The 22574-nt window shown below is 66.1% G+C and carries 17 protein-coding genes; 14 read left to right on the top strand and 3 right to left on the bottom strand.

What is annotated here, in order from left to right; genetic code table 11:
- The first annotated feature begins 9 nt into the window (after nucleotides 1–9).
- The 5 genes from HWX08_RS28890 (at nucleotide 10) to HWX08_RS28870 (ending at nucleotide 7469) form a co-directional block, all read left to right on the top strand.
- On the top strand, nucleotides 10–1851 hold the full coding sequence (locus HWX08_RS28890) for a DUF1302 domain-containing protein (protein WP_174920826.1): 1842 nt from the start codon (nucleotides 10–12) through the stop codon (nucleotides 1849–1851).
- 63 nt (nucleotides 1852–1914) lie between these two features.
- On the top strand, nucleotides 1915–4275 hold the full coding sequence (locus tag HWX08_RS28885; protein ID WP_174920827.1) for an efflux RND transporter permease subunit: 2361 nt from the start codon (nucleotides 1915–1917) through the stop codon (nucleotides 4273–4275).
- Nucleotides 4276–4304: 29 nt separating this feature from the next.
- Complete coding sequence (locus tag HWX08_RS28880) at nucleotides 4305–5273, top strand: WD40/YVTN/BNR-like repeat-containing protein (RefSeq protein WP_174920828.1); 969 nt, start codon at nucleotides 4305–4307, stop codon at nucleotides 5271–5273.
- Nucleotides 5274–5347: 74 nt separating this feature from the next.
- Complete coding sequence (locus HWX08_RS28875) at nucleotides 5348–6730, top strand: NAD(P)/FAD-dependent oxidoreductase (RefSeq protein WP_425128478.1); 1383 nt, start codon at nucleotides 5348–5350, stop codon at nucleotides 6728–6730.
- A 76-nt stretch (nucleotides 6731–6806) separates the two neighbouring features.
- Nucleotides 6807–7469 carry a TetR/AcrR family transcriptional regulator gene (locus HWX08_RS28870; RefSeq protein WP_174920830.1) on the top strand — a complete coding sequence of 221 codons (663 nt, stop codon included), beginning with the start codon at nucleotides 6807–6809 and terminating at the stop codon, nucleotides 7467–7469.
- 36 nt (nucleotides 7470–7505) lie between these two features.
- Here the strand turns inward: HWX08_RS28870 and HWX08_RS28865 are convergent, their stop codons facing one another.
- Nucleotides 7506–8750 (bottom strand): PucR family transcriptional regulator, encoded by a 1245-nt coding sequence (locus HWX08_RS28865; RefSeq protein ID WP_208454965.1) that lies wholly within the window; start codon nucleotides 8748–8750, stop codon nucleotides 7506–7508.
- 139 nt (nucleotides 8751–8889) lie between these two features.
- On the opposite strand from HWX08_RS28865, the gene HWX08_RS28860 reads away from it, so the two are divergent.
- From HWX08_RS28860 to HWX08_RS28830, 7 genes are all read left to right on the top strand, one after another.
- Entirely contained in the window at nucleotides 8890–10416 is a 1527-nt protein-coding gene (locus HWX08_RS28860) for a flavin-containing monooxygenase (protein ID WP_174920831.1), read from the top strand.
- A 2-nt stretch (nucleotides 10417–10418) separates the two neighbouring features.
- A complete protein-coding gene (locus tag HWX08_RS28855; RefSeq protein WP_174920832.1) occupies nucleotides 10419–11375 on the top strand; it encodes an alpha/beta fold hydrolase in 957 nt (318 codons plus the stop codon).
- A gap of 166 nt (nucleotides 11376–11541) precedes the next feature.
- Complete coding sequence (locus HWX08_RS28850) at nucleotides 11542–12963, top strand: coniferyl aldehyde dehydrogenase (protein WP_174920833.1); 1422 nt, start codon at nucleotides 11542–11544, stop codon at nucleotides 12961–12963.
- A 29-nt stretch (nucleotides 12964–12992) separates the two neighbouring features.
- Complete coding sequence (locus HWX08_RS28845; protein ID WP_174920834.1) at nucleotides 12993–14663, top strand: GMC family oxidoreductase; 1671 nt, start codon at nucleotides 12993–12995, stop codon at nucleotides 14661–14663.
- 107 nt (nucleotides 14664–14770) lie between these two features.
- The gene (locus HWX08_RS28840; protein ID WP_174920835.1) at nucleotides 14771–16459 is read left to right on the top strand and encodes a long-chain fatty acid--CoA ligase; all 1689 of its coding nucleotides are present in this window, start codon (nucleotides 14771–14773) and stop codon (nucleotides 16457–16459) included.
- Nucleotides 16460–16708: 249 nt separating this feature from the next.
- Nucleotides 16709–17434, top strand: coding sequence for a hypothetical protein (locus HWX08_RS28835; RefSeq protein ID WP_174920836.1), 726 nt, complete (start codon nucleotides 16709–16711; stop codon nucleotides 17432–17434).
- A gap of 115 nt (nucleotides 17435–17549) precedes the next feature.
- Complete coding sequence (locus HWX08_RS28830; RefSeq protein ID WP_174920837.1) at nucleotides 17550–18533, top strand: alpha/beta hydrolase family protein; 984 nt, start codon at nucleotides 17550–17552, stop codon at nucleotides 18531–18533.
- A gap of 114 nt (nucleotides 18534–18647) precedes the next feature.
- Here HWX08_RS28830 and HWX08_RS28825 read toward each other — a convergent pair whose 3' ends face one another.
- Nucleotides 18648–19907 carry a tetratricopeptide repeat protein gene (locus HWX08_RS28825; protein ID WP_174920838.1) on the bottom strand — a complete coding sequence of 420 codons (1260 nt, stop codon included), beginning with the start codon at nucleotides 19905–19907 and terminating at the stop codon, nucleotides 18648–18650.
- 395 nt (nucleotides 19908–20302) lie between these two features.
- Entirely contained in the window at nucleotides 20303–20917 is a 615-nt protein-coding gene (locus HWX08_RS28820) for a TetR/AcrR family transcriptional regulator (protein WP_069258301.1), read from the bottom strand.
- Between the two features lie 127 nt (nucleotides 20918–21044).
- On the opposite strand from HWX08_RS28820, the gene HWX08_RS28815 reads away from it, so the two are divergent.
- Both HWX08_RS28815 and HWX08_RS28810 read left to right on the top strand, forming a co-directional pair.
- Nucleotides 21045–22052, top strand: coding sequence for an SDR family NAD(P)-dependent oxidoreductase (locus HWX08_RS28815; RefSeq protein ID WP_174920839.1), 1008 nt, complete (start codon nucleotides 21045–21047; stop codon nucleotides 22050–22052).
- A gap of 428 nt (nucleotides 22053–22480) precedes the next feature.
- On the top strand, nucleotides 22481–22574 hold a 94-nt coding region (locus tag HWX08_RS28810), incomplete at its 3' end, for an acyl-CoA dehydrogenase N-terminal domain-containing protein (protein ID WP_175807155.1).

The following is a 22574-nucleotide window of genomic DNA, read 5'->3' as shown; positions in this document are numbered from 1 at the left end:
GGTGGGGCGATGAAAGCAAGCCATATCGTTAGATGTACTACGGTGTCGGTTGCCGTGCTGGGTGCGGCGACGTCGACTGCGTACGGGTACGAGTTCACGCTCGGGGACGGCAGCGTCCAGGGATCGTGGGTGACCAATCTCACCGCGGGCGGCGGCATCCGGACCAAGAGTCCGAGCTGTTCGCTGACCGGAGACCCGAACGCGTACGGTTGCGGCGCGGCCGCCAATACGAACCAGTGGGGCTATGGCGACGAAGGCGACCTGAACTACCGCAAGGGGCAGCCTTTCAGCACGTACGTGAGTGCGACCAGCGAGCTGCTGCTGAAGATGCCGGGCGAAGGGCTCAAGTTCATGGTGCGCGGCACCGGAATGTACGACTTCCTTGCGGGACGAACCGCCAGGACGCCGCTGTCGAGCACGGCCGCCGCCCAGGTGGTGTACAACGCGCAGCTGCTGGATCTGTGGGCGCAGAAGGATTTCACGATCGACGGGCACAGCGCGCACGTCCGGCTCGGCAACCAGGTGATCAACTGGGGCGAGAGCATGTTCGCGCAGAGCGGCATCAACGCGACCAACTCGCTCGATACGCAGAAGCTGCTGATCCCCGGTTCGCAGCTCAAGCAGGCGCTGCTGCCGGCGCCGATGCTGAGCCTGGCGGCCGATCTGTCCCATGGCTTCAGTACCGAGGCGTATTACCAGTTCCAGTGGAACGGCAACCGGATCCCGCCGGTCGGGTCGTACTGGTCGCTGGCGAACGTCGTCGGCCGCGGCGCCGAACCGTTCACGATCAACGCGAACAACCCGAACGTGGCCGGCCCGGGCGTGGGCACGATCGCCAACGCGATCGGCGGCGGGGCCGCGGCGGGCAACCAGGACACGCTGAACGCGATCAAGAACGGGCTCGTGAACGGCGCGTTCGCCGGGCCGCCGTTCAACGACCTCGGCATTCCGGCGTCGACGCAGCTGCCTGCGAAATACCGGCCGCAGTTCGGCGTGAAGTTCAATTACTCGCCGCGCTCGTTCGATGCGAACTTCGCGTTCTACTACCTTAACTACACGGACAAATCGCCGGTGCTGTCGACGCTGGCCAACGGCACCGCGCAGTGGTCGTATCTGCAGAACCGGCAGCTGTTCGGCGCGAGCGCGAACTTCGGGGTCGGGCCGTGGGCGATCGGCACCGAGCTGTCGTACCGGCCGCGCGATGCGGTCGCACTGTCGAGCTGCTACGGCGCGGGCGGCCCGACCGACCTGATCACGAACGGCGTGCAGGGCGTCGACTGCCAGCAGTGGGCGGACAAGAAGAAGCTCCAGCTCGACGTGAACGGGATCCTCGCGCTGACGCGCAGCGAGTATCCGTTCCTGAAGCTGATCGCCGCGGATTCCGCCGCGCTGACCTGGGAACTCACGTGGATCTACTACCCGGGCCTCGGTTCGGACGTCACGCGCACGGTGGGCGGTCAGCCGGTCACGCAGGTGCCGGCAACCGGCTATTTCCCGTGGCTGAACAACAACTCGGGCCTCGGCTACCCGATCACGCAGGGGCAGGGCACGTCGAGTTCGGTCGGCGCGACGATCGACTTCAACTGGACCTACGACGGCTCGCTGATTCCCGGCTGGCAGGTGACGCCGGGCGTGACGTTCAGCACGGGCCTGTACGGCTACACGCCGACCTTCACCGCCAACTACATGCAGGGCGCGAAGTCGGTGAACGTCTACGTGCTGTTCAACCAGAATCCGCCGACGTGGCAGGCGGGCATCAACTTCGCGGCGTTCTTTGGCGGTCATAAGTCGGTCGGCAATCCGTATGCGGACCGCAATTTCGTCGGTATGTTCGCCACGCGGAACTTCTGACGGATGCAGGTGGAAGCGAGCGCGCGCGTCGGGCAGCGCCGGTCAACATGAAGGGGTCATGCAGTGCTTAATCGTCTGGTCAGCCGCCTTGAAAGGCTTTTCTTCGGTCATCGCGCGATCGTGCTCGCGGCGATCGGCCTGTTCACCGTCGCGATGGCCGTGTTCGCGATGCAACTGCGCATGGATGCCGGCTTCGAGAAACAGATGCCGATCGGCCACGAGTACATCCGCACGTTCCAGCAATACCGGAACGATCTGCTCGGCGCGAACCGGATCACCGTCGTCGTGCGCGCGAAGCATGGCTCGATCTGGACGCCGGACGGCCTGACGCGGCTGTACAAGGTGACGCAGGCGGTGACCTACCTGCCGAACGTCGACCGGATCGGCGTGCGCTCGCTGTGGACGTCGAACGCGTTCGTCAACGAGATCACCGACGAGGGCTTTCGCGCGGAGCCGATCATCTCCGGCACGATCACGCCGGATCAACTGACGCCGGCAATCGTCGAGAAGATCCGCCGCGCGACCACGCTCGGCGGCTATGTCGGCACGCTCGTGTCGCACGGCGAGGACAGCGCGATGATCACGGCCGAGCTGAACGAGCGCGACAGCGCGGGCAAGGTGCTCGACTATGTCGCGTTCAATCACCTGCTCGAAACGAAGATCCGCCAGCCGTTCGAGGATGCCGGCTATGAAATCCAGATCATCGGCTTCGCGAAGCAGATCGGCGACATCGCCGACGGCGCGAAGGCCGTGCTCGGCTTCTGCGCGATCGCGCTGCTGCTGACCGCGCTCGCGGTGTACTGGTATTGCCATTCGCTGCGCTTCACGGTGCTGCTGATCGCGTGCTCGCTGACGTCGCTGGTCTGGCAGTTCGGCACGCTGAAGCTGCTCGGTTTCGGTCTCGACCCGCTCGCGGTGCTGGTGCCGTTCCTGGTGTTCGCGATCGGCGTGTCGCACGGCGTGCAGCAGGTGAACTTCATCGTGCGCGAGATTTCGCACGGGCACAGTTCGTACGAGGCGGCGCGGCGCAGCTTCAGCGGGTTGCTGATCCCGGGCGTGCTCGCGCTGATCACCGCGTTCGTGTCGTTCATCACGCTGCTGCTGATTCCGATCCCGATGGTGCGCGAGCTGGCGATCACCGCGTCGCTCGGCGTGGCCTACAAGATCGTGACGAACCTGATCCTGCTGCCGGTGGCCGCGTCCTGCTTCAACTTCACGAAGCGCTACGCGGACAGCGCGCTCAAGCGCGGCGAGCGGCGCTCGGGATGGCTGCGCCCGCTTGCGCGCATCGCGCAGCCGAAGTATGCGGGCGCGACCGTCGCGCTGACGCTCGCCGTGTTCGCGCTGGCCGCGTGGCAAAGCCGCGACCGCGTGATCGGCACGCTGCAGCCGGGCGCACCGGAACTGCGTGCCGATGCGCGTTTCAATCGCGACGCGACCGCGATCGCCGGCAACTACGACATGGGCCTCGACTGGCTGACGGTCGCGATCGAGTCGACCGGCAAGGCCTGCGACAACCCGGCAGTCGGCCTGTACGAGGACGATTTCGCGGCCGCGATGCGCACCGAGCCGGGCGTGGTGTCGGTGCAGTCGTACTCGGGCATGCTGCGCGCGTACAACCAGGGCTACAACGAAGACTATCCGAAGATGAACGTGGTGCCGATCGACCCGGAGAACTACGGGGCGGTGTCGGTCGACGTCGGCCGCGTGAAGGGCTTCATGAAGGCCGACTGCTCGATGTCGGCCGTGCACCTGTTCCTGACCGACCACAAGGCGACGACGATCAACCGGATTCTCGACGACGTGAAGCAGTATCGCGCGTCGCATCCGTTCCCCGGCATCACCGTGCGCCTCGCGGCCGGCAACGCGGGCGTGCTGGCGGCGACCAACGAGGAAGTCGCGGGCAGCGAGCTGCCGATGATGCTGTACGTGTACGGCGCGATCCTGATCCTCGTGTTCCTCGCGTACCGCGACTGGCGCGCGATGATCGCCTGCTGCGCGCCGCTGTCGGTCGCGACCTTCATCGGCTACTGGTTCATGAAGGAACTGCAGATCGGGCTGACGGTCGCGACGCTGCCGGTGATGGTGCTGGCGGTGGGGATCGGCGTCGATTACGCGTTCTACATCTACAACCGGCTGCAGGTGCATCTCGCGAGCGGGCAGACGATCGTGAAGGCGGTGCAGCACGCGCTGCTCGAAGTTGGGGTCGCGACGATCTTCACGGCGATCACGCTCGCGATCGGCGTGGCGACGTGGAGCTTCTCCGCGCTGAAGTTCCAGGCCGACATGGGCAAGCTGCTGGCGTTCATGTTCATCGTCAACCTGCTGATGGCGATGACGGCGCTGCCCGCGCTGGCCTCGGTGCTCGAGCGCCGGTTCCCGCGCCGCAAGCCGGCCCGTGCGCCGGGGCTCTTCAGCCACTGACGCCCGCCCACTCTCATGGAGATCTCCAGATGATCAAGACGCTCGTTGCCTGTATCGGGCTGTGCGCGGCCATGGCCGCCTTCGCGCAATCCCGCGGAACCGTGGCGGATTGGGCCGCGAAGCCGGCCCACGCGTGGCCCGCGCCGACACACATGATGCTGACGGACGCGACGCGTGCCGGCTCGCGGGTCGTCGCCGTCGGCGATCACGGCGTCGTGGTGCTGTCCGACGACGACGGCAAGACCTGGCGGCAGGCGCGGCGCGTGCCGGTTGCCGCGACGCTGTCGGCCGTCGCGTTCGCCGATGCGCGGCACGGCTGGGCCGTGGGCCAGTGGGGGACGATCGTCGCGACCGACGACGGCGGCGAAACCTGGACGACGCAGCGTATCGACACGTCGGTCGACCAGCCGCTGTTCTCCGTGCTGTTCACGTCGCCGCAGGACGGGCTCGCGGTCGGCCTGTGGTCGCTGATGCTGCAAACCCATGACGGCGGCAAGACCTGGGTGAAGGTGACGCTGCCGAAGCCGCCGGGCGGCGGCAAGGCGGACCGCAATCTCTACCACGCGTTCGCCGATCACACGGGCGCGCTCTACATCTCGGCCGAACAGGGCACGGTGCTGAAGTCGACCGACGGCGGCGCGAACTGGAATTACCTGCAGACGGGCGGCAAGGGTTCGCTGTGGACCGGCGTCGCGATGCCGGACGGCCGCGTGGTGGTGGGCGGCCTGCTCGGCAGCCTGTACCAGAGCAGCGACGGCGGCGCGAGCTGGACGGCCGTCGACAGCCGGACGCGGAGTTCGATTACCGACCTGGTGGCGACGGGCGACGGCCTGATCGGCGTCGGGCTGGACGGCCTGATGTTGAAGCAGCGGGCGGTTATGGCAACGGTCGAGGTCGCGCAGCGCCCGGATCGCGCGACGCTGACCGCCGCGCTGCCGGCCAAGCGCGGCACGCCGATCCTGTTCTCGCAGGACGGCGTGTTGACGTCGCCTCAATGACGACGCGAAGTGCGCGGGACGACTGTTCACCGCACGAATTGATGGAGCACCCGATGATCGATTCGAAGTATGGAATGCGCGATGATTCGACCGGCGATGCAACGCGAGTCGACGCGACACGGACCGATACCGACCGTGCGCTGCAAGCGTACCGTCCCATCGGCGGCTGGATCGAGCCGCCGGCCGACCTGCAACCGCCGCTCGAAGGCGATGTGGATGCGGACGTGGTCGTCGTCGGCGCCGGCTTCGCGGGTTTGTCCACCGCACTGGAACTGTCCGCACGCGGCGCCCGCGTCGTCGTGATTGAACGCGAGTTCGCGGGGTTCGGCGCGAGCGGGCGCAACGCCGGCTATCTCGCGGGCGGGCAGGGGCTCGAATACGACCTGTTCGTGAAGCGCGTGGGGCGCGAGCAGGCGAAGCGGATCGTCGGCTTCTACGACGAGGGTGTCGCCTACGTCGAGCGCAAGCTCGTCGAGTACGGGATCGACTGCGACTACCTCGCGTCGGGGATCATTCGCGCCGGCGTGCATCGGTCGCAGGAGAAGCGCTTGCGCGAGAACATGGAAGCCGGTATCGCGCTCGGCTCGCCCGCGCAGTTTCTCGACGGCGCGGCGATGCGCGCGCGCGGCATTCCGCCGGCGTTCCTGTTCGGATGCCACGTCCCCGGCGGCGGCACGCTCGACCCCGGCAAGTACGTGCTGGGCCTGCGGCGTGCCGCGCTGGCCGCGGGCGTGCGGCTCTACGAGCGCACCGCGCTGCTCGACTTCGACGCGGGCGAGACCGTGCGGCTGCGGACGGCGCGCGGCAGCGCGAGCGCGCCGGTCGCGGTACTCGCGACCAATGCGTACACGCCGCAACTCGGCCTGCTCGGCAACCAGGTGATGCCGCTGCGCGTATCGGCGCTCGAAACCGCGCCGCTGTCCGATGCGCAACTGGCCGGGCTCGGGTGGCCGAATCGGGAAGGGATCGTGACGCCCCATCTGACGATGGAGAGCCACCGGCTCACCGCGCGCAATACGCTGTTGCTGACGACCAAGCGGCTGGATTACGCCTATGGCTCGCGAACGCCGAACGTGCCGGACGATGCCGCGTATCGCGCGCTGCTGGCGACGCTGCACGCGCGTTTCCCGCGACTGGGCAGCTTGCCGGTGCGTGCGTGCTGGAGCGGCTATATCTCGTTGGCCGGCGATGCGTTGCCGGTGGTCGGCGCGACCGGCGCGCACCGCAACGTGTTCTACACGGCCGGATGCTCGGGGCACGGCGTCGGTACGCAGTCGTTGATCGGGCAGGTGCTGGCCGACCGGATCAACGGAGCGGATTCACCGCTGCTCGACGCGCTGACGCACCGGACGCCCGCGATGCCGCCCGAGCCGCTGCGCTGGTGTGCGATCAAGGCGGTGCTGGGCATCGCGAACCTGCTGGACGAAAGGGTGAACCGTCGCGCGCGGCGCGCGTAGGGATGCGCGCTGTCATTGCCACGATGCAACGCATGCCGGGACGGATGGCGAAAACACCACGCTGATGACGAACACGATGACCGATACCAGAGCGCACCGCGGCGGCATCAGGCGCCGCGAGCAGAACACCGCTTCGCCCGGAAGCGATCTCGACGGCTTGCGGGCGCAGGGCCTGCGCACGCGCAACGCGATCATCCGGGTCGCGCGGGAACTGCTGCTCGAAGGCGGCCCGCTGACGTTCTCGCAGCGGGCGGTCGCGGCCGGCGCCGGCATCAGCGTGAGCAATCTGCAGTATTACTTCCCGACCCGGCTGGCCGTGCTGCGCGCGGTGATCGAGCCGGTCATCGATGCGTATCTCGGCGAGCTGAAGCGCTTGATCGACAGCGATGCATCGCCGGACGACGTCGTCGAACGCGTGCTGGCGCGCTCGCTGCGCGATGCGAAGGATGCGCAGTACGTCGCGTTGTTCCGGCATTTCGTGTCGTTCGCCGCGATCGACCCCGAATGCCTGAAGCTGTTCGACGACTGGTACGTCACGCTGACGCGCGAGATCGCGAAGCTGTTGCGCGCCGTCAATCCGGCGTTCGACGCGGACGACAGCCTGCACGTTGCCACGTTGGTGATTGCGATGGCCGACGGGCTGACGCTGCAAACCGGAACCGCGCGACTGACGGAGCAGCTCGACGCGATGTTCATGGAGAAAGCCCGTTGCCTCATCTACGAAAGGCCACGCGATTAGGAAACAACCCGCCGCCAACGGAGGCGACGATGGCGATCAATCGGGAACGATGGCGGTCCAGTGCAGCACTTCCAGCGCGGCCGCGACATGCAGGCGCTGCTGCGCGAGCGGGCGCGGCAGCAACGACTCGGCGCGCTCGAGCCGGCGCAGCAGCGTGTTGCGGTGTACGTGCGTTTTCTCGGCCGCGTCGGTCACGCTGCAGCCTTCCGCGAGGAACGCGCGCAGCGCGTCGCGCAGCGACTTGTCGGCGGTGGCCAGGCCACCGAGCGTATTGGTAACGAACTGCTGGAGGGATTCCATATGATGGGTCATCAACGCGATCAGGCTCATGCTGTCCGCATGTACGACGCCGACGCCCGCGTGCAGCCTGCCGAGCAGCCGCTGTGTCGCCAGCGCGTCCAGGTGGCTGCGCCGGAATCCTTCCATGCCGCTCCCGGCGGTCGCGACGGCCATGTGCACGCCGGGCAGCGCACCGACCGCACGCTGCAGCGAAGCCATGTCGAGCGGTTTGCCGTCGTGATACGTCCAGACCCACAACGTGGCCGTGTTGGCGACGACGACCAGTGCGTTGCGCGTACCCGCGCATTGCGTGAGCGCGTCGGCCGCCCGCTCCAGCAACCCCAGTTCGATATCGGCCTCCTCGCTCCAGATGATCGCGGCGTGATGGCGCTGCTCGAGCGTGTAGCCCAGCCGCCGGCTGGCCTCCTGCGCGCTGATGGCCGTACCTTCGACGATCTGCGTGACCAGTTCGCGGCGATCGGCGTGCGTGCCGCGCAGCCGTGCCTCGCGTTCGGCGCGCATGAACTCGGCCATGCCGATCATGTTGGTGTCGATGAAGGCCGCGATCGAACGCGACGATACGGCCAGGAGCTCGCGCAGCTCGGCCGGGTCCTGCGTCAGCGTAAACGCGAGATCCATCCAGCGTTGCCACACGACGCTCTGCGACGAACGGGCCGCGACGAACACGAGGTCGGTGAGCCCGCGCCGCACCAGCTCCTGTGCACTACTAAGCATGTCGGCGGAAAGAAAGCGCGATACCGGCGCGCAAGGGTTCTCCAGGTTGGCGGTGGCCCAGTGAATCAGCCCGTTGCGGTTGATGCGCCGCACGGCCGCGGCGAGCACGGGGTCGCTCATCGTCGGGCTGGCCGCCACGTTTTCCTTGTCCAGCTCCTGCAGCCATTCCGTCTGCACATTCAGCGCGATTTCGGCGCCCTGGCGCATCAGTTCCCGGATGCGTGGCGAGGGCAACGGCCAGGTCGGCAGGGCGGTGGGCTGGGACATGATGGAGTGCTATCGAAGCGAAGAGGTGCAAGTTGCACTCATTGTATTCGCATCCGGTGCATTCGACACCTTGTTTGACCCGATCCGGTTCATGAAAATGACGACACATAGCGCATTCGACGCACACAGGAGACAAGTCGTGACCGTCCATACCCTTCCGTCCAGCGAGCACGTCGACGTGCTCATCGTCGGCGCCGGCCTGTCCGGGATCGGCGTCGCCCGTCAACTCGAAACGGACCGTCCCGGCACGTCCTACATCATCCTGGAAGCGCGCGCCGCGACCGGCGGCACGTGGGACCTGTTCCGCTATCCGGGCATCCGTTCCGACTCGGACATGCACACCTACGGTTACGGTTTCAAGCCGTGGGCCGACAAGAAGGCGATCGCCGGTGCCGACGCGATCCTGTCGTACCTGAGAGAGACCGCGACCGAATACGGGATCGACCGTCACATCCGCACGAACCACAAGGTGATCGAGGCGTCGTGGTCGAGCGCGAAAGCGGTGTGGAGCGTCGAAGTCGAGCGCGTCGATACCGGTGAGCGCAAGACGATCGTGGCCAGGTGGTTCTTCAGCGCCGCCGGGTTCTATCGCCACGACGAAGGCCATATGCCGAAGCTCGACGGGATCGAGCACTTCGCCGGCCCGGTGGTTCACCCGCAGCACTGGCCGGAAGATCTCGACTACAGCGGCAAGCGCGTGGTGGTGATCGGCAGCGGCGCCACCGCCGTCACGCTGTTGCCGGCGATGGCCGAGAAAGCCCGGCACGTCACGATGCTGCAACGCACGCCGACCTACGTGGTGAGCCTGCCGTCGGAAGACCCGATCGCCAATACGCTGCGCAAGGTCATGCCGCATACGTGGGCGTATGCGCTCGTGCGGCGCAAGAACATCGCGATCGGCCGCTTCATCTGGCATTTCTGCCGCACGCGGCCGAAGGCGGCGCGGCGCCTGATCCGTTACCTGAACAAGCGCCAGCTGCCGAAGGGCTATCCGGTCGACGTGCACTTCAACCCGCCGTACAACCCGTGGGACCAGCGTTTGTGCGTGGTGCCGGACGGCGATCTCTTCAAGTCGATTCGCGACGGCCGTGCGTCGGTCGTGACGGACCGCATCAAGACCTTCACGGAAACGGGCATCGCGCTGGAATCCGGGCAGACGTTGCCGGCCGACATCATCGTCACGGCGACGGGGCTCAACATCCGGTTTTTCGGCGGGATCAAGCTGACGGTCGACGGCGAACCGGTGGATCTCCACAGCAAGGTGGCCTTCAAGGGGATGATGCTCAGCGGCGTGCCGAATTTCGCGTTCTCCATCGGCTACACGAATTCGTCGTGGACGCTGAAGGTCGGGCTGCTGGCCGAACATTTCTGCCGCGTGCTCGCGCACATGGAGCGCGGCGGCTTCGCGACCTGCGTGCCTGAGCTGCCGGCCGCCGACATGCCGACGCGGCCGCTGCTCGATTTCGGCGCCGGCTACGTGCAGCGCGCGATCGCCAGCCTGCCGCGCCAGGGCCCGGGCGTGCCGTGGGTCATGTCGATGGACTATCACCTCGATGTCGAAATCTTGCGGCACGGCTCGGTCGAAGACCGCTGCCTGCGCTTCCGGCCGGCGCCGGCCGCAGGCGGCTCGGATCGTGTCGAGTCGCGTCGCGCCGTCGGAGCCTGATCATGACGATACACACCATGGAAGCGAACCAGGACGCATTCTGCGACCTGCCGGGCGGCGTGCGTCTGTGCTACCGCACCTACGGGCCCGACGACGGCGAGCCGTTGCTGATGATCGCGGGCATGACGCTGCAGCTGACCTTCTGGCCGCCCGCGCTGATCGACGCGCTGATTCAAAGCGGCTATCGCGTGATCGTGTTCGACAATCGCGATGTCGGCCGCTCGTCGCGGATTCCGCGGCCGGGGCCGAGCGTGCTCCGGCAATTTCTCCGCAGGCCGGTCAAGGACGGCTACGACCTCGAAGACATGGCGCAGGACACGATCGGCCTGCTCGACCACTTGCAGGTGGCGCGCGTGCACGTCGTGGGCATGTCGATGGGCGGCATGATCGGGCAGGTGCTCGCCGCGCGCTATCCGCAGCGCGTGCTGTCGCTGGTCTCCATCATCTCGACGACCGGCGCGCGTAACGTCGGCCAGCCGGCGATGTCCAGCATGCTGATGCTGACCGCACCGCCGCCGCGCACGCGCGAAGCGGCCGTCGAGCAGTACAGCCGCATCATGGCGCACATCGGCACGCAGACGTATCCCGCCGACGACGCCGCGCGGCGCGCGTACGCGGGCCATGCGTGGGATCGCGGCCAGCAGGCGCGCGATCACGAGAGCACGACCCGTCAGATCGGCGCGATCATCAATTCAGGAGACCGTACAGAAGAGATTCGCCGGATTCAGGCGCCGACGCTGGTCGTGCACGGCGATCGCGACCTGCTGGTCGCGCCCAGCGGCGGCGTCGCGACCGCCGCCGCGATCCCGGGCGCGGACATGGTCATGGTGCGCGGCATGGGGCACGACATCCCCGACGGCGTCGTGCCGCTGCTGACGAGCCTGATCGACGGCCACATCCGGCGCCGTGCGGCCAGAGCCGCGGCGCAACCCGTGAGCGCAGGCAGGCACATCGCGTGAGCCAGTTCGCGCGCGGCACGCGATTCGCGCGCGACGTCGAGCGTGAAGTCGAGACCGGGCGCGTAGACGCTCAGGCGCGTGAATCGCGCGAAGACCAAAAAACATCTTGCAAGACGCTTGTCGTGACGCGACGGAATCGCACGATCGACGAGCGGGAGGAGACACCATGCACCAAGGTTACCCGACTGACCTCGCGGCCCGCTTCGAGCGCCAGCGCCGCGCGTTCGCACTGGAGCCGAACCCGACATTCCCCATCCGGCTGGCGCGCCTCGACCGGCTGGCCGCGTGGCTCGACGCGCACGAGCCTGAAATCGTGCGCGCGATCGACGCCGATTTCCAGGGGCGCTCCGCGCACGAAACGCGGCTGACGGAGGTATTCATCGTGCGCGCGGGCATCCGGCATGCACGCCGGCACCTGAAGCACTGGATGCGGGCGCGCCGCGTGCCGACCGCACTGCATTTCCGGCCCGGCCACAACCGGCTGATGCCGCAACCGCTGGGCGTGACGGGCATCATCTCGCCGTGGAACTACCCGCTGCAGCTTTCGCTCGGGCCGGCACTCGCGGCGCTCGCCGCCGGCAATCGCGTACTGATCAAGCCGTCCGAGCTCACGCCCGCGCTGTCCGACCTGCTCGTGTCGATGGCGCGCGACACCTTTGCGCCGGACGAACTGGACGTCGTGGCCGGCGACGTCGAACTCGGCAAGGCGTTTGCCGGCCTGCCGTTCGATCATCTGTTCTTCACCGGCTCGACCCAGGTCGGGCGTGTCGTCGCGCAGGCGGCCGCGGCCAACCTGACGCCCGTGACGCTCGAGCTCGGCGGCAAGTCGCCGGCGATCGTCGATGCGTCGTGCAACGTCGCGGTGGCCGCACAGCGGCTTGCGTTCGGCAAGCTGCTGAACGCGGGCCAGACCTGCGTCGCCCCCGACTACCTGCTGGTGCCCGCCGGCACGGCCGACAGCATCGCGTCGCAACTGGCGCGCGCCATCGCGCGCCTGTATCCGACGCTCGCGGCCAATCCCGACTACACGGCGATCATCAGCGAACGCCACCGTGCGCGCCTCGCCGACATGGTCGACGAAGCGCGGCGCGCGGGCGCGCGCATTCTCGAAGTCAATCCGGCCGGCGAATCGTTCGGCGCGTCGTCGCGCAAGTTCGTGCCCACGATCGTGATCGGCGCACCGGCCGATACGCGGCTGATGAACGAGGAGATCTTCGGCCCGGTTCTGCCGATCGTCGAATACGCGAGCCTCGACGATGCGCTCGCCTACGTTCAAAGCCGCGCGCGCCCGCTGGCGCTGTACTGGTTCGGCGACGACGCGTCGCGCCGCGATCGCGTGCTGCGCGAGACGGTGTCCGGCGGCGTGACGATCAACGACTGCCTGTGGCATCTGGTGCAGGAGAACCAGCCGTTCGGCGGCGTCGGGCAGAGCGGCATGGGCGCGTACCACGGCCAGTGGGGCTTCGATACCTTCAGCAAGCTCAAGCCGGTGTTTCACCAGACCCGCTGGAACGGCGCGGTGCTGTTCCATCCGCCGTACGGCCGCGTGTTCGACCTGCTGTTGCGCACGCTGTCGCGTCTCGCGTGACTTCCGAATCCTGTATCGAGAGAAATGCCATGAATCAACAGTTCGACTACATCGTCGTGGGCGGCGGCTCGGGCGGCAGCGTGGTAGCAGGGCGCCTGACCGAAGACCCGAACACCAGCGTCTGCCTGCTGGAAGCGGGAGGGCGTGGCGACGGGCCCGTCATCAACATTCCGGCGGGCATGGTCGCGATGCTGCCGACCCGCCTGAACAACTGGGCGTTCAAGACGGTGCCGCAGCGCGGGCTCGACGGGCGCGTCGGCTACCAGCCGCGCGGCAAGGCGCTGGGCGGTTCGTCCGCGATCAACGCGATGGTCTACATTCGCGGCCATCGCAGCGACTACGACACGTGGGCCGCGCTCGGCAATCCCGGCTGGTCGTACGACGAAGTGCTGCCGTACTTCCGGCTGAGCGAACACAACGAACGCATAAACGACGCGTGGCACGGCAAGGACGGCCCGCTGTGGGTCAGCGATCTGCGCTCCGACAACCCGTTCCAGGCGCGCTTCCTGGCGGCGGCCCGGCAGGCTGGCCTGCCGCTGACGGACGATTTCAACGGCGCGCAGCAGGAAGGCGTCGGCATCTACCAGGTCACGCAGAAGCAAGGCGAACGGTGGAGCGCGGCGCGCGGCTATCTGCTCCCGCACATCGGCAAGCGCGCCAATCTTGCCGTCGAAACGCACGCGCAGGTGCGGCGCATCCTGTTCGAGGGCAAGCGCGCAGTGGGCGTGGAAGTGCTTCAGAACGGCACGCTGAAGACGTTTCGCGCGCGACGCGAAGTGGTGCTGGCAGCGGGTGCGCTGCAGACACCGCAACTGCTGATGCTGTCGGGCGTCGGCCCGGCGGACGAGCTGGCGCGCGTCGGCATCGACACGCTGCACGCGCTGCCCGGCGTCGGCCGCAACCTGCAGGATCACCCCGACTTCATTCTCAGCTACCGCACGCGCAGCCTCGACACGATGGGCGTCTCGGTGGGCGGCAGCGTGCGGATGCTGCGCGAGATCCTGCGTTTTCGCCGCGAGCGGCGCGGCATGCTGACGTCGAATTTTGCCGAAGGCGGCGCTTTCCTGAAGACGCAACCGGGGCTCGCCGCGCCCGACATCCAGCTGCATTTTCTGATCGCGCTGGTCGACGACCATGCACGGCGCATGCATCTCGGCCACGGGCTGTCGTGCCACGTGTGCCTGCTGCGCCCGCGCAGCCGCGGCTCGGTCACGCTGCTCAGCCGCGATCCGGCCGACGCGCCGCTGATCGATCCCGCGTTCCTCGACGATCCGCGCGACCTGGAGGACATGGTGGCGGGCTTCAAGATCACGCGCGGCCTGATGGAAGCGCCCGCGCTCGCGGAGTGGATCACGAAGGACATGTTCACGCGCGACGTGCACAGCGACGACGAGATCCGGGCGGTGCTGCGCGCACGCACGGATACCGTCTATCACCCGGTCGGCACCTGCCGCATGGGACAGGACGCGCTGGCCGTGGTCGATCCGCAGTTGCGCGTGCACGGCCTCGACGGGCTGCGCATCGTCGATGCATCGGTGATGCCGACGTTGATCGGCGGCAACACCAACGCGCCCACCATCATGATCGCGGAGAAGGCGGTCGACATGATGCGTGGCGTCAGCCGGGTGGCGTCCGCGTCGCACGGGGCAGCGGCGCAAACGCACCCGTTGACGACGTCGGGCATCGAGACCGGTCGATAGGGCGGCAGTCCGGCTGCCGCCCGCGCCGGACTTCCGCTCGACCCAACACAGACGGGCCACGCTGACGCCCTTGATTACCCGCAGTTTTGACGAAGAGTTGCCGAACCATGTCTGCCATCCGATCGCCGTTCTGGCCCGCGCACCTGGCCACGCATCAGGTCCCGCCCGCGACCCACCTGTTTCGTCTCGCGGAGCGCGCGGCGGCGCGCCATCCCGACAAGCCGTTCATCCTGTTCTACGACACGCCCGTCTCGTTCGCGCGCTTTCAGCGCGAAGCCGAGCACGTGGCAGGTTTCCTGCAGCAGCGTTGCGGGGTGAAGGCGGGCGACCGCGTGCTGCTGTACATGCAGAACAGCCCGCAATGGATGATTGCGTACTACGGCATCCTGCGCGCGAACGCGGTGGTCGTGCCGGTCAATCCGATGAACATGACCGACGAGCTCGCGCATTACATCGAGGACAGCGGCGCGAGCACGGTGTTCGTCGCGCGGGACCTGTACCCGCGCATCGCGCCGCTCGCGGGCGCCGCAGGCGGCCTCGCGCACGTCGTCGTGGCGACGTATGGCGACTACGTCACGCAGCCTTCAGCCGTCGCGTTGCCCGATTTCGTGGCCGCGCCACGCCACGTCGACGGGCCCGGCGTGGTCCACTGGCGCGACGTGCTCGCCGAGAAGCGGGCGCCGGGCGAGCTGACGGCAGGCCCCGACGACATCTGCCTGATGCCCTATACGTCCGGCACGACGGGCAAGCCGAAAGGCTGCGTGCACACGCATCAAAGCGTCATGTGCACGGCGGCCGGCTTCGTCGACTGGTTCGACGATCCCGAAGACGCGATTCACCTCGCGGTGCTGCCGCTGTTCCACGTCACCGGCATGCAGGGCGGGCTGAACGGCCCGTTGTACCGCGGCTCGACCGTGGTCGTGCTGCCGCGCTGGGATCGCGATGCCGCGGGCCGCGCGATCGGCCGCCACCGCGTGTCGGTGTGGCAGTCGATCTCGACGATGATGGTGGATTTCCTGTCGAACCCGAACCTGTACGAATACGACCTGTCGAGCCTGCGCTCGATGCGCGGCGGCGGTGCGGCGATGCCGGACGCGATCGCGCGCAAGCTCAAGGAATCGGTCGGGCTCGATTACGTCGAAGGCTACGGGATGTCGGAGACGATCGCCGCGACGCACATCAATCCGCCGGCGCGCCCCAAGCCGCAGTGCCTCGGCATTCCGGTGTTCGACGTCGATGCGCGAGTCGTCGATCCGGTCACGTTCCAGCCGGTGCCGCAAGGGGAGGTGGGCGAGATCGTCGTGCATGCGCCGCAACTGATGCAAGGGTACTGGCGCAATCCGGAGGCCACGAAACAGGCGTTCGTCGAGATCGACGGCAAGCGTTTCCTGCGCACCGGCGATCTCGGCCGCATCGACGCGGACGGCTATTTCTTCATGGCCGACCGGCTGAAACGGATGATCAACGCGTCGGGCTACAAGGTGTGGCCCGCGGAAGTCGAGACGACGATGTACCGCCATCCGGCGATCAAGGAAGTGTGCGTGATCGGCACGCGCAGCGCGCATCGCGGCGAGACCGTCAAGGCATTCGTCGTGCCGGACCCGGCGTACCCGGACGGCGTGACACCCGACGACGTAATCGCATGGGCGCGCGATCATATGGCGTCCTACAAGGTTCCGCGCATCGTCGAATTCGTCGAGTCGCTGCCGAAGTCGGGGTCCGGAAAGATCATGTGGCGCGAACTTCAGGAAAGGGAAGAAGCGGCTGCTGCCGCTCAAGGAAACGCAGTGACATGACGTGCGTGCGATGTGTCGTTTCGCGCTCGGTCACACGGGGTGCATGCGTCGCGCGTCGACATGAATGCAGTCGCCACGAGGGCGTTCCCTCGTGTTTCGGGTCGATTTTGTTTTTGTCATGTCGACCTATCATTACTAATATGGACTACTGTTGGGGCGGCCCGGTTTTCGGTATCGCGCGAGCGGGACTGTCCCGGTTCATAGAATGGTTCTCCACGCGAGAACCGGCATGGTATGCGGAGAAAGAGAATGACGAACGATTCATACAAGGTCATGCGCTTCACGGCATGGAGCGCGATCATCGGCGGCTTGCTGGCCTATGCGAACGTGGGGCTGGTATCGATGGTGGCCGGCACGGATACCGGGATGTTGCTGCACGGCGCGACGATGCTGAGCCTGCCGTCCGACACGCGTGACCTGTTTCGCCTGTCGATGCTGGCCGACGTGTTCGGCTTCTACCTGCCGGTGCTCGTGATCGGCGGGTACTTCCTGCACGTATTCAACGAGGAACTCGGCGCGCTTGGCTACATGGTTGCGTTCGGCATCGGGTTGTATGCGGTGCTCGGCGTGACCGGTGCGGCACTTCAACTGTCGGTGCTCGGTCCGCTGGCGCAAGCGTATGCGGGCGGAGACGACGCAACCCGGGCTGCCACCGCTGCCGCGTGGGCGACGGTCGCCAACGGTACGCAAAGCGGGCTATGGTGGTCCGAAGGCCCGCTGGTGTTCTTCTGGGCGCCGATCGTCGCGAACCATCTGAAGAAGGCCGGATGGCAAGGGTCGTTCCTGTTGAAGATCGTCGCGTGGTTTTTCGCGATCATCTTCGTCTCGGGGTTCTTTCCGGAGTTCGAAGCCGTGACGGGCGCAAGCGAGATCGTCGTCGTGCTCGTGCTGCCGCTGTGGATGCTGTGGTTCGGCTGGCAATTGATGCGGCGTGCCGGCCGGAGCGTCAACGCGGGTGTGACGGTCGCGGGGTAAGGGGTCGATCGCTGCGATGCGGGGGCGGCCGGACATCGTCGGGAGGGACACTGCACCACACGGGGCGCACATTGCCGCACCGCCGCTAGGGCGAATACACTGACGCCTTCGCCGTATGCGTCGCGCAGCGCCGACCGTCGGCTCGGGAATCGCGGAGAGCCCCCTCATGAGCATCGCCGTTCGTCGAAACCGGATCGCCATCCACCTGTGCCGGGGGCTGATCTCGGGGGTGTTGATTGCCTCGATCGCCACCATCACCGGTTGCGCGGCGCCGGCGGCTGAAGACACGTCCATCGCCGCCGATCTGCATGAAACCATCGTCAAGATCCCGGTCGACGAAGGGGCGAGCACGCGGGACATCGTCGCCACCACCTACATGCCGGACGGCCCCGGGCCTTTCCCGCTGATCGTGCTGAGCCACGGCAGCCCGCCGGACCCGCGCGACCGGCCGAAGGTGCGCCGCTATCGCGCGCTGCCGCAGATCCGGACGTTCGTGCAGCACGGCTTCGCGGTCATCGTGCCGATTCGTCGCGGGTACGGGGCGACGGGCGGGGTCGACGCAGAGGACGCAGGCACGTGCCGGCATCCCGATTACCTTGCTGCGGGGCAGCAAGCCGCGCGCGACGTGCTCGCGGCGGTGCGATACGCGCAGACGTTGCCGCAGGTGGATCGCAACCGCGTCGTGCTGGTCGGGCAATCGGCGGGCGGCTTCGCGTCGCTGGCGGCGGCAAGCTACGCGCCGCCGGGCGTGGTCGCGGTGGTGAACTTCTCGGGTGGGCGTGGGGGCAACCCGACGACGCATCCCGGCATGCCGTGCGATCCGAAGCAGATGGCCGACACGATCGGGCATTTCGCGAGCACGACGCGTGTGCCGGTGCTGTGGCATTACGTGGAGAACGACAAGTATTTCGCGCCGGAGGTCGTGGCGAGCTGGTTTGCCGCGTTTCAGGCGGCCGGTGGGCGCGGGCAGATGGTGGTCGAGCCGGCGTTCGGCAAGAACGGGCACGGGATGTTCGCGGTCAAGGAGGCGATTCCCATCTGGTTGCCGCACTTCGAGGCGTTTGTCGGGCCGCTGGTGGCGGTGAAGCAGGGAGGCTGATCCGAGAGGGGGGGGGCGAATCGGGTCGGAGGGGGCACTACCGGCCTTTTGCAGCGTTCGCGGCCGATCTGCGCGCGGCCCCCCACGTTCCCGATAACGGGCCACGCGTGTCGCTCAACGGGCGTTGATCGACTTTAGTTCGAATCGGGAAAAATCGTATTCTTCCCAGGATACCGGGCACAGTGCGACGGCTGTTTCGAAATTTTTCGCTGCGTCATCGGTTTTGCCGTTTGCCAGGTTCATCTCGCCAATATAAGTTTCGGCTTCACATTGGCGTATTTTGAGTGTATTCGCGTCGCCACTGGCCGCCGCTTTCCTGAGTTGGTCTGCGTTTATTTTCGAGAGGAAAAAATCGATGATCGGACGGGGCCATGCGGTCTGATCCCGTAATTTCGACGTTTCGCTTTCCAGGCTTGGCCGGTCATCCGTTTTCTGTCGCTGCGATATCAGATGCTTCAGGATGAGCATGTATTCCACGGATTGAGAACTGCTTGATTCCCTGTTGTTCTCCAGCCATCTGTCGGCGTCACGCAATGCAGTTGCGTAGCGCGTCGTATAGAAATTCAATTTGATGTCGTTTTGAACGGCATCCCAGTTTTGCGGATCGAGTTGCAACGACTTGTCCAGATTGCGACGCGCATCGTCATATCTCCCCATCGACATATACACTTGCCCGAGGTTCATGTAAGTGGTTGACGAGCTGTTGTCCGCCGCGAGCGACGCATTCAGCTTGTCTATCGCGGCTGCGTACAACCCCATATCCGCGAACGCCATCGCATAACTATCCTTTATCTCGATGCTTTTCGGATCGAGGCGCATTGCCTTTTCCAGATCGGCGAGCGCATGCTCGAAATCCAGTTTTTGTTTGTAGGCGCTCGCCCTGGAGGCATAGATTTTAGGATCCGATGGATCGAGGTCAATCGCGTCCGTAAAAGCGGTTATCGCCTTGTCATATTTCTCGGAGAGCTTGTACCCGAGGCCGGCAAGGTGATAGAGGTCTGTCGCAAATTTATAGTGAGTGCCGGTGTTTTTTATGATCGTTGCAGCGGCGACTGCGTCATCTGCGGATTTTTCCCGCTCGTGCATTGCGCTGTAGACAATGTTCCGGCCCAGGAACGCATCAAGCAGCGGGTAGGCGTCCAGTGCGGCGGTGTAATACTCGATGGCGAGCGGATAATTGTCTTCCTTGAACGCGGCTCGCCCAAGCTGAGCGAGCGTGATGGATGTCCGTTGTGCGTTCGTGGAGTCAACCGACGACGGTGGCGGCACGGTGTTCGGGATCGTCAACTCGGCGGTTGGACTGGCCGATGCGCCGGTTACGAAGGTCGAAGTCAATAACGTTGCCAGAAGAATGGACAGGAGCGGTCGGTTCATGCGTCGGTTCGTATTCTTGTGCGTGTAGCTGGAAGCAATGCGCGGGCGTGTTGCCGGTAGGTCTGTTCCGCCGGCTGACGTGAGAAAAAATGACCCGCTCAGCCGGCGACGGACGGGAATATATCGATCGACCACGCCTGATCGCGGATGGCTACGCATTCCGGTACCGGTCAGCTTTGGCCGGTTTCGCGGCGACGCACTCGATGGCGAACACTATCCCGAGATCGAGTACGGCGTTGTCAATGAAAGTCAAACGCAGGGCGGCAGCCACTGCGTTGCAGGTCGATTATCGGAAATCCTGTCGGGTGTCACCATTCATGAAAAATGCGTCGTTGAAGTTGAGGCGATTTTTCAGCAAGAACGGCGTCGAGCAACCCACCGTTTCCGATCGCCGGTCAGGCGCGCCGAGGCAGGAGAACCAGGTCGGCCGCTTCCTCGGCATCTTTGAGTAGCGTCTTGCGCGGCGCGCCCATCTGTGCACGCATGGTCAGCCCGCGCGCCAAGTCGGTGACCTGGGTTGCGCGCGCGGTGACGGGGAAGTCGGACGGGATTTCTCCCGCACTGATACCGTCCCGGAAACGGCGTTCCACGAGCGCCACGCCGCCCTCGACCGCGGTCTGCAGGAACCGCTGAACCTCAGCGTCGTTTACGAGCGGCGCGACGCATATCATGAGGCAGCCCCGGGCAGACCCTTTCTCGGTCGCACTTTCGACGGCATACCTCAGAAAACCCGTGATCGAGTCGCGAAGACCCGGTGGCGAGAGGAGTGCCTTCGCGGCCGATGCGCCCTTTCGTTCCGCGTACATCTTGAGGGCGCGCAAGAATATCGCCCGCTTGTCCCCGAAGACGGCATACAGACTCGGTCGTCCCACACCCATCCCGGCGACGAGATCGTCAATCGTCACGCCGTCGTAGCCTTTCGACCAGAACACCGGAATCGCCTTTTCCAGCGCCCCCGTCTCGTCGAAGCTGCGCGGTCGGCCCACCGGCCTGGCGGTATTTTGAATCATTTGGTTTAAAACTCCTTGACAACGTCCGCTGCGCAAATTTATAACTGAATAGTTCTAAATTATCAAGCCGATCTCGGCCTCGTGGGGCCTTGCGACTCGACCGTCACCCTTTAACACGGAGATGCCCATGGAACATTCAATTGCGCTCGTCACCGGCACCACCTCCGGGGTCGGTTATGAGGCGGCCCGCTTGCTCGCCGCCCACGGCTACCGCCAAGTCATCGTCACCGGGCGCAGCCTGGCCCGGGTTCAAGCAACGGCCGCTCAGCTCGCGGCTCAGACCGGGACGCAGGTATTCACGCCGCTGGAGCTGGAACTGGACGAGCCGGCCAGCGTTCAATCCGCCCTGGCCGAGCTCGTCAAGCGAGGTCGGCCGATTGATTTCCTGCTGCTCAATGCCGGGATGGTCCCGGGTAAGGAGCGGGTGATCACCGCGGCGGGCGTCGAGGCTTCTCAGGCGCCGCTCATCGGCCATCATCAGCTCACGGTCGGGTTGCTCCGCGCCAACCTGCTGAGCCCCAACGCGCGGATCGTTATCGCCAGCGCGGAACCTGCCCGGGGGGGCGTACCCATGTTCAGATACACCGACGTGGACGCACTCGCCGCCAAGTACCACGGAGGCGACCTGACCGCCGCGATGGAAGCGCTGCTGCGCAACGGGCCTCACGTGAAATATGTGCCTAACAATGCGTATGCCGACGCGAAGCTCATCGTTGCCTGGTGGGCTGCGGCGCTCGCGCGCCGGCTGCCCTCCGGCATGGCCGTGTTCGCCGTCTCGCCCGGTGCGGCGACCGCCACCAACGTGGGGCGAAACGCCGGCTGGGCGGTGAAATATCTGATGATCCCGATCGTGAACCTCATCCCCGGCATGAATCAGACGCCGGAGACTGCGGCCCGTCGGTACCTTCAGGCGTCGGCGTTCGGAACCGACGTCTCAGGGCAATTCTTCGCGTCGGCCAAAGGGAAATTCACAGGCCCGATCGAGGCGCAGCGCCAGCCGCACCTCCTTGATGGCGCGAATCAGGAAGCCGCGTGGCAGGCGGTCGCCAATGTCTCCGGCGTCAACTTGTCGAACCTCGCATCGTTTGCGCCAAGCGTCGTACAAAGCGGTTCAAAACTGGCAAGACAACCCTGACGGAGGAAAGCACCAGGGAGCGGTAGGGAGAAAACGAGCGGTCATCATCGGCGGGACGAGCGGCATGGGGCTCGCGACGGCGAAGAGGCTCGTCGATGGGGGGCACATATGCGGCGGCAAGGGCGCCCGACGGCCCGAAGGGCATCGCCCAATCTGGCCCCCTTGACCCGCCCCGCGCGGCACGCCAATTGCTCGCCCAATCGCCGAAACCAGCCAACCCACCCCCGCGCAAACCCGCACCCAGCCGGCTTTCCCCGTCCACTTTCCCCAATCCCGTGGCCGATTTTGTCACCACATGGGCCGGATATGACAATGAGAATCGACCGCCCCGGCATTAGGATGGCTCACGTCGTCGCCAGGGCCTGGCCGGTTTGGCCGCATCGAGCCCTGTTGCGCCCCTCATATACCGTCTGATTGGAACATCGACCATGAGCTATCACGCCCCCGTCAAGGACATGCTGTTCGTGCTGAAGGAGTTGGCCGGCATCGACGCCGTTGCGCAGTTGCCGGGCTTCGAGGATG

The sequence above is a fragment of the Burkholderia metallica genome (assembly GCF_902832845.1).
GTDB lineage: Bacteria > Pseudomonadota > Gammaproteobacteria > Burkholderiales > Burkholderiaceae > Burkholderia > Burkholderia metallica.
Note: the sequence above shows the minus strand (reverse complement) of the source record. Positions and strands in the feature narration are given on the sequence as shown.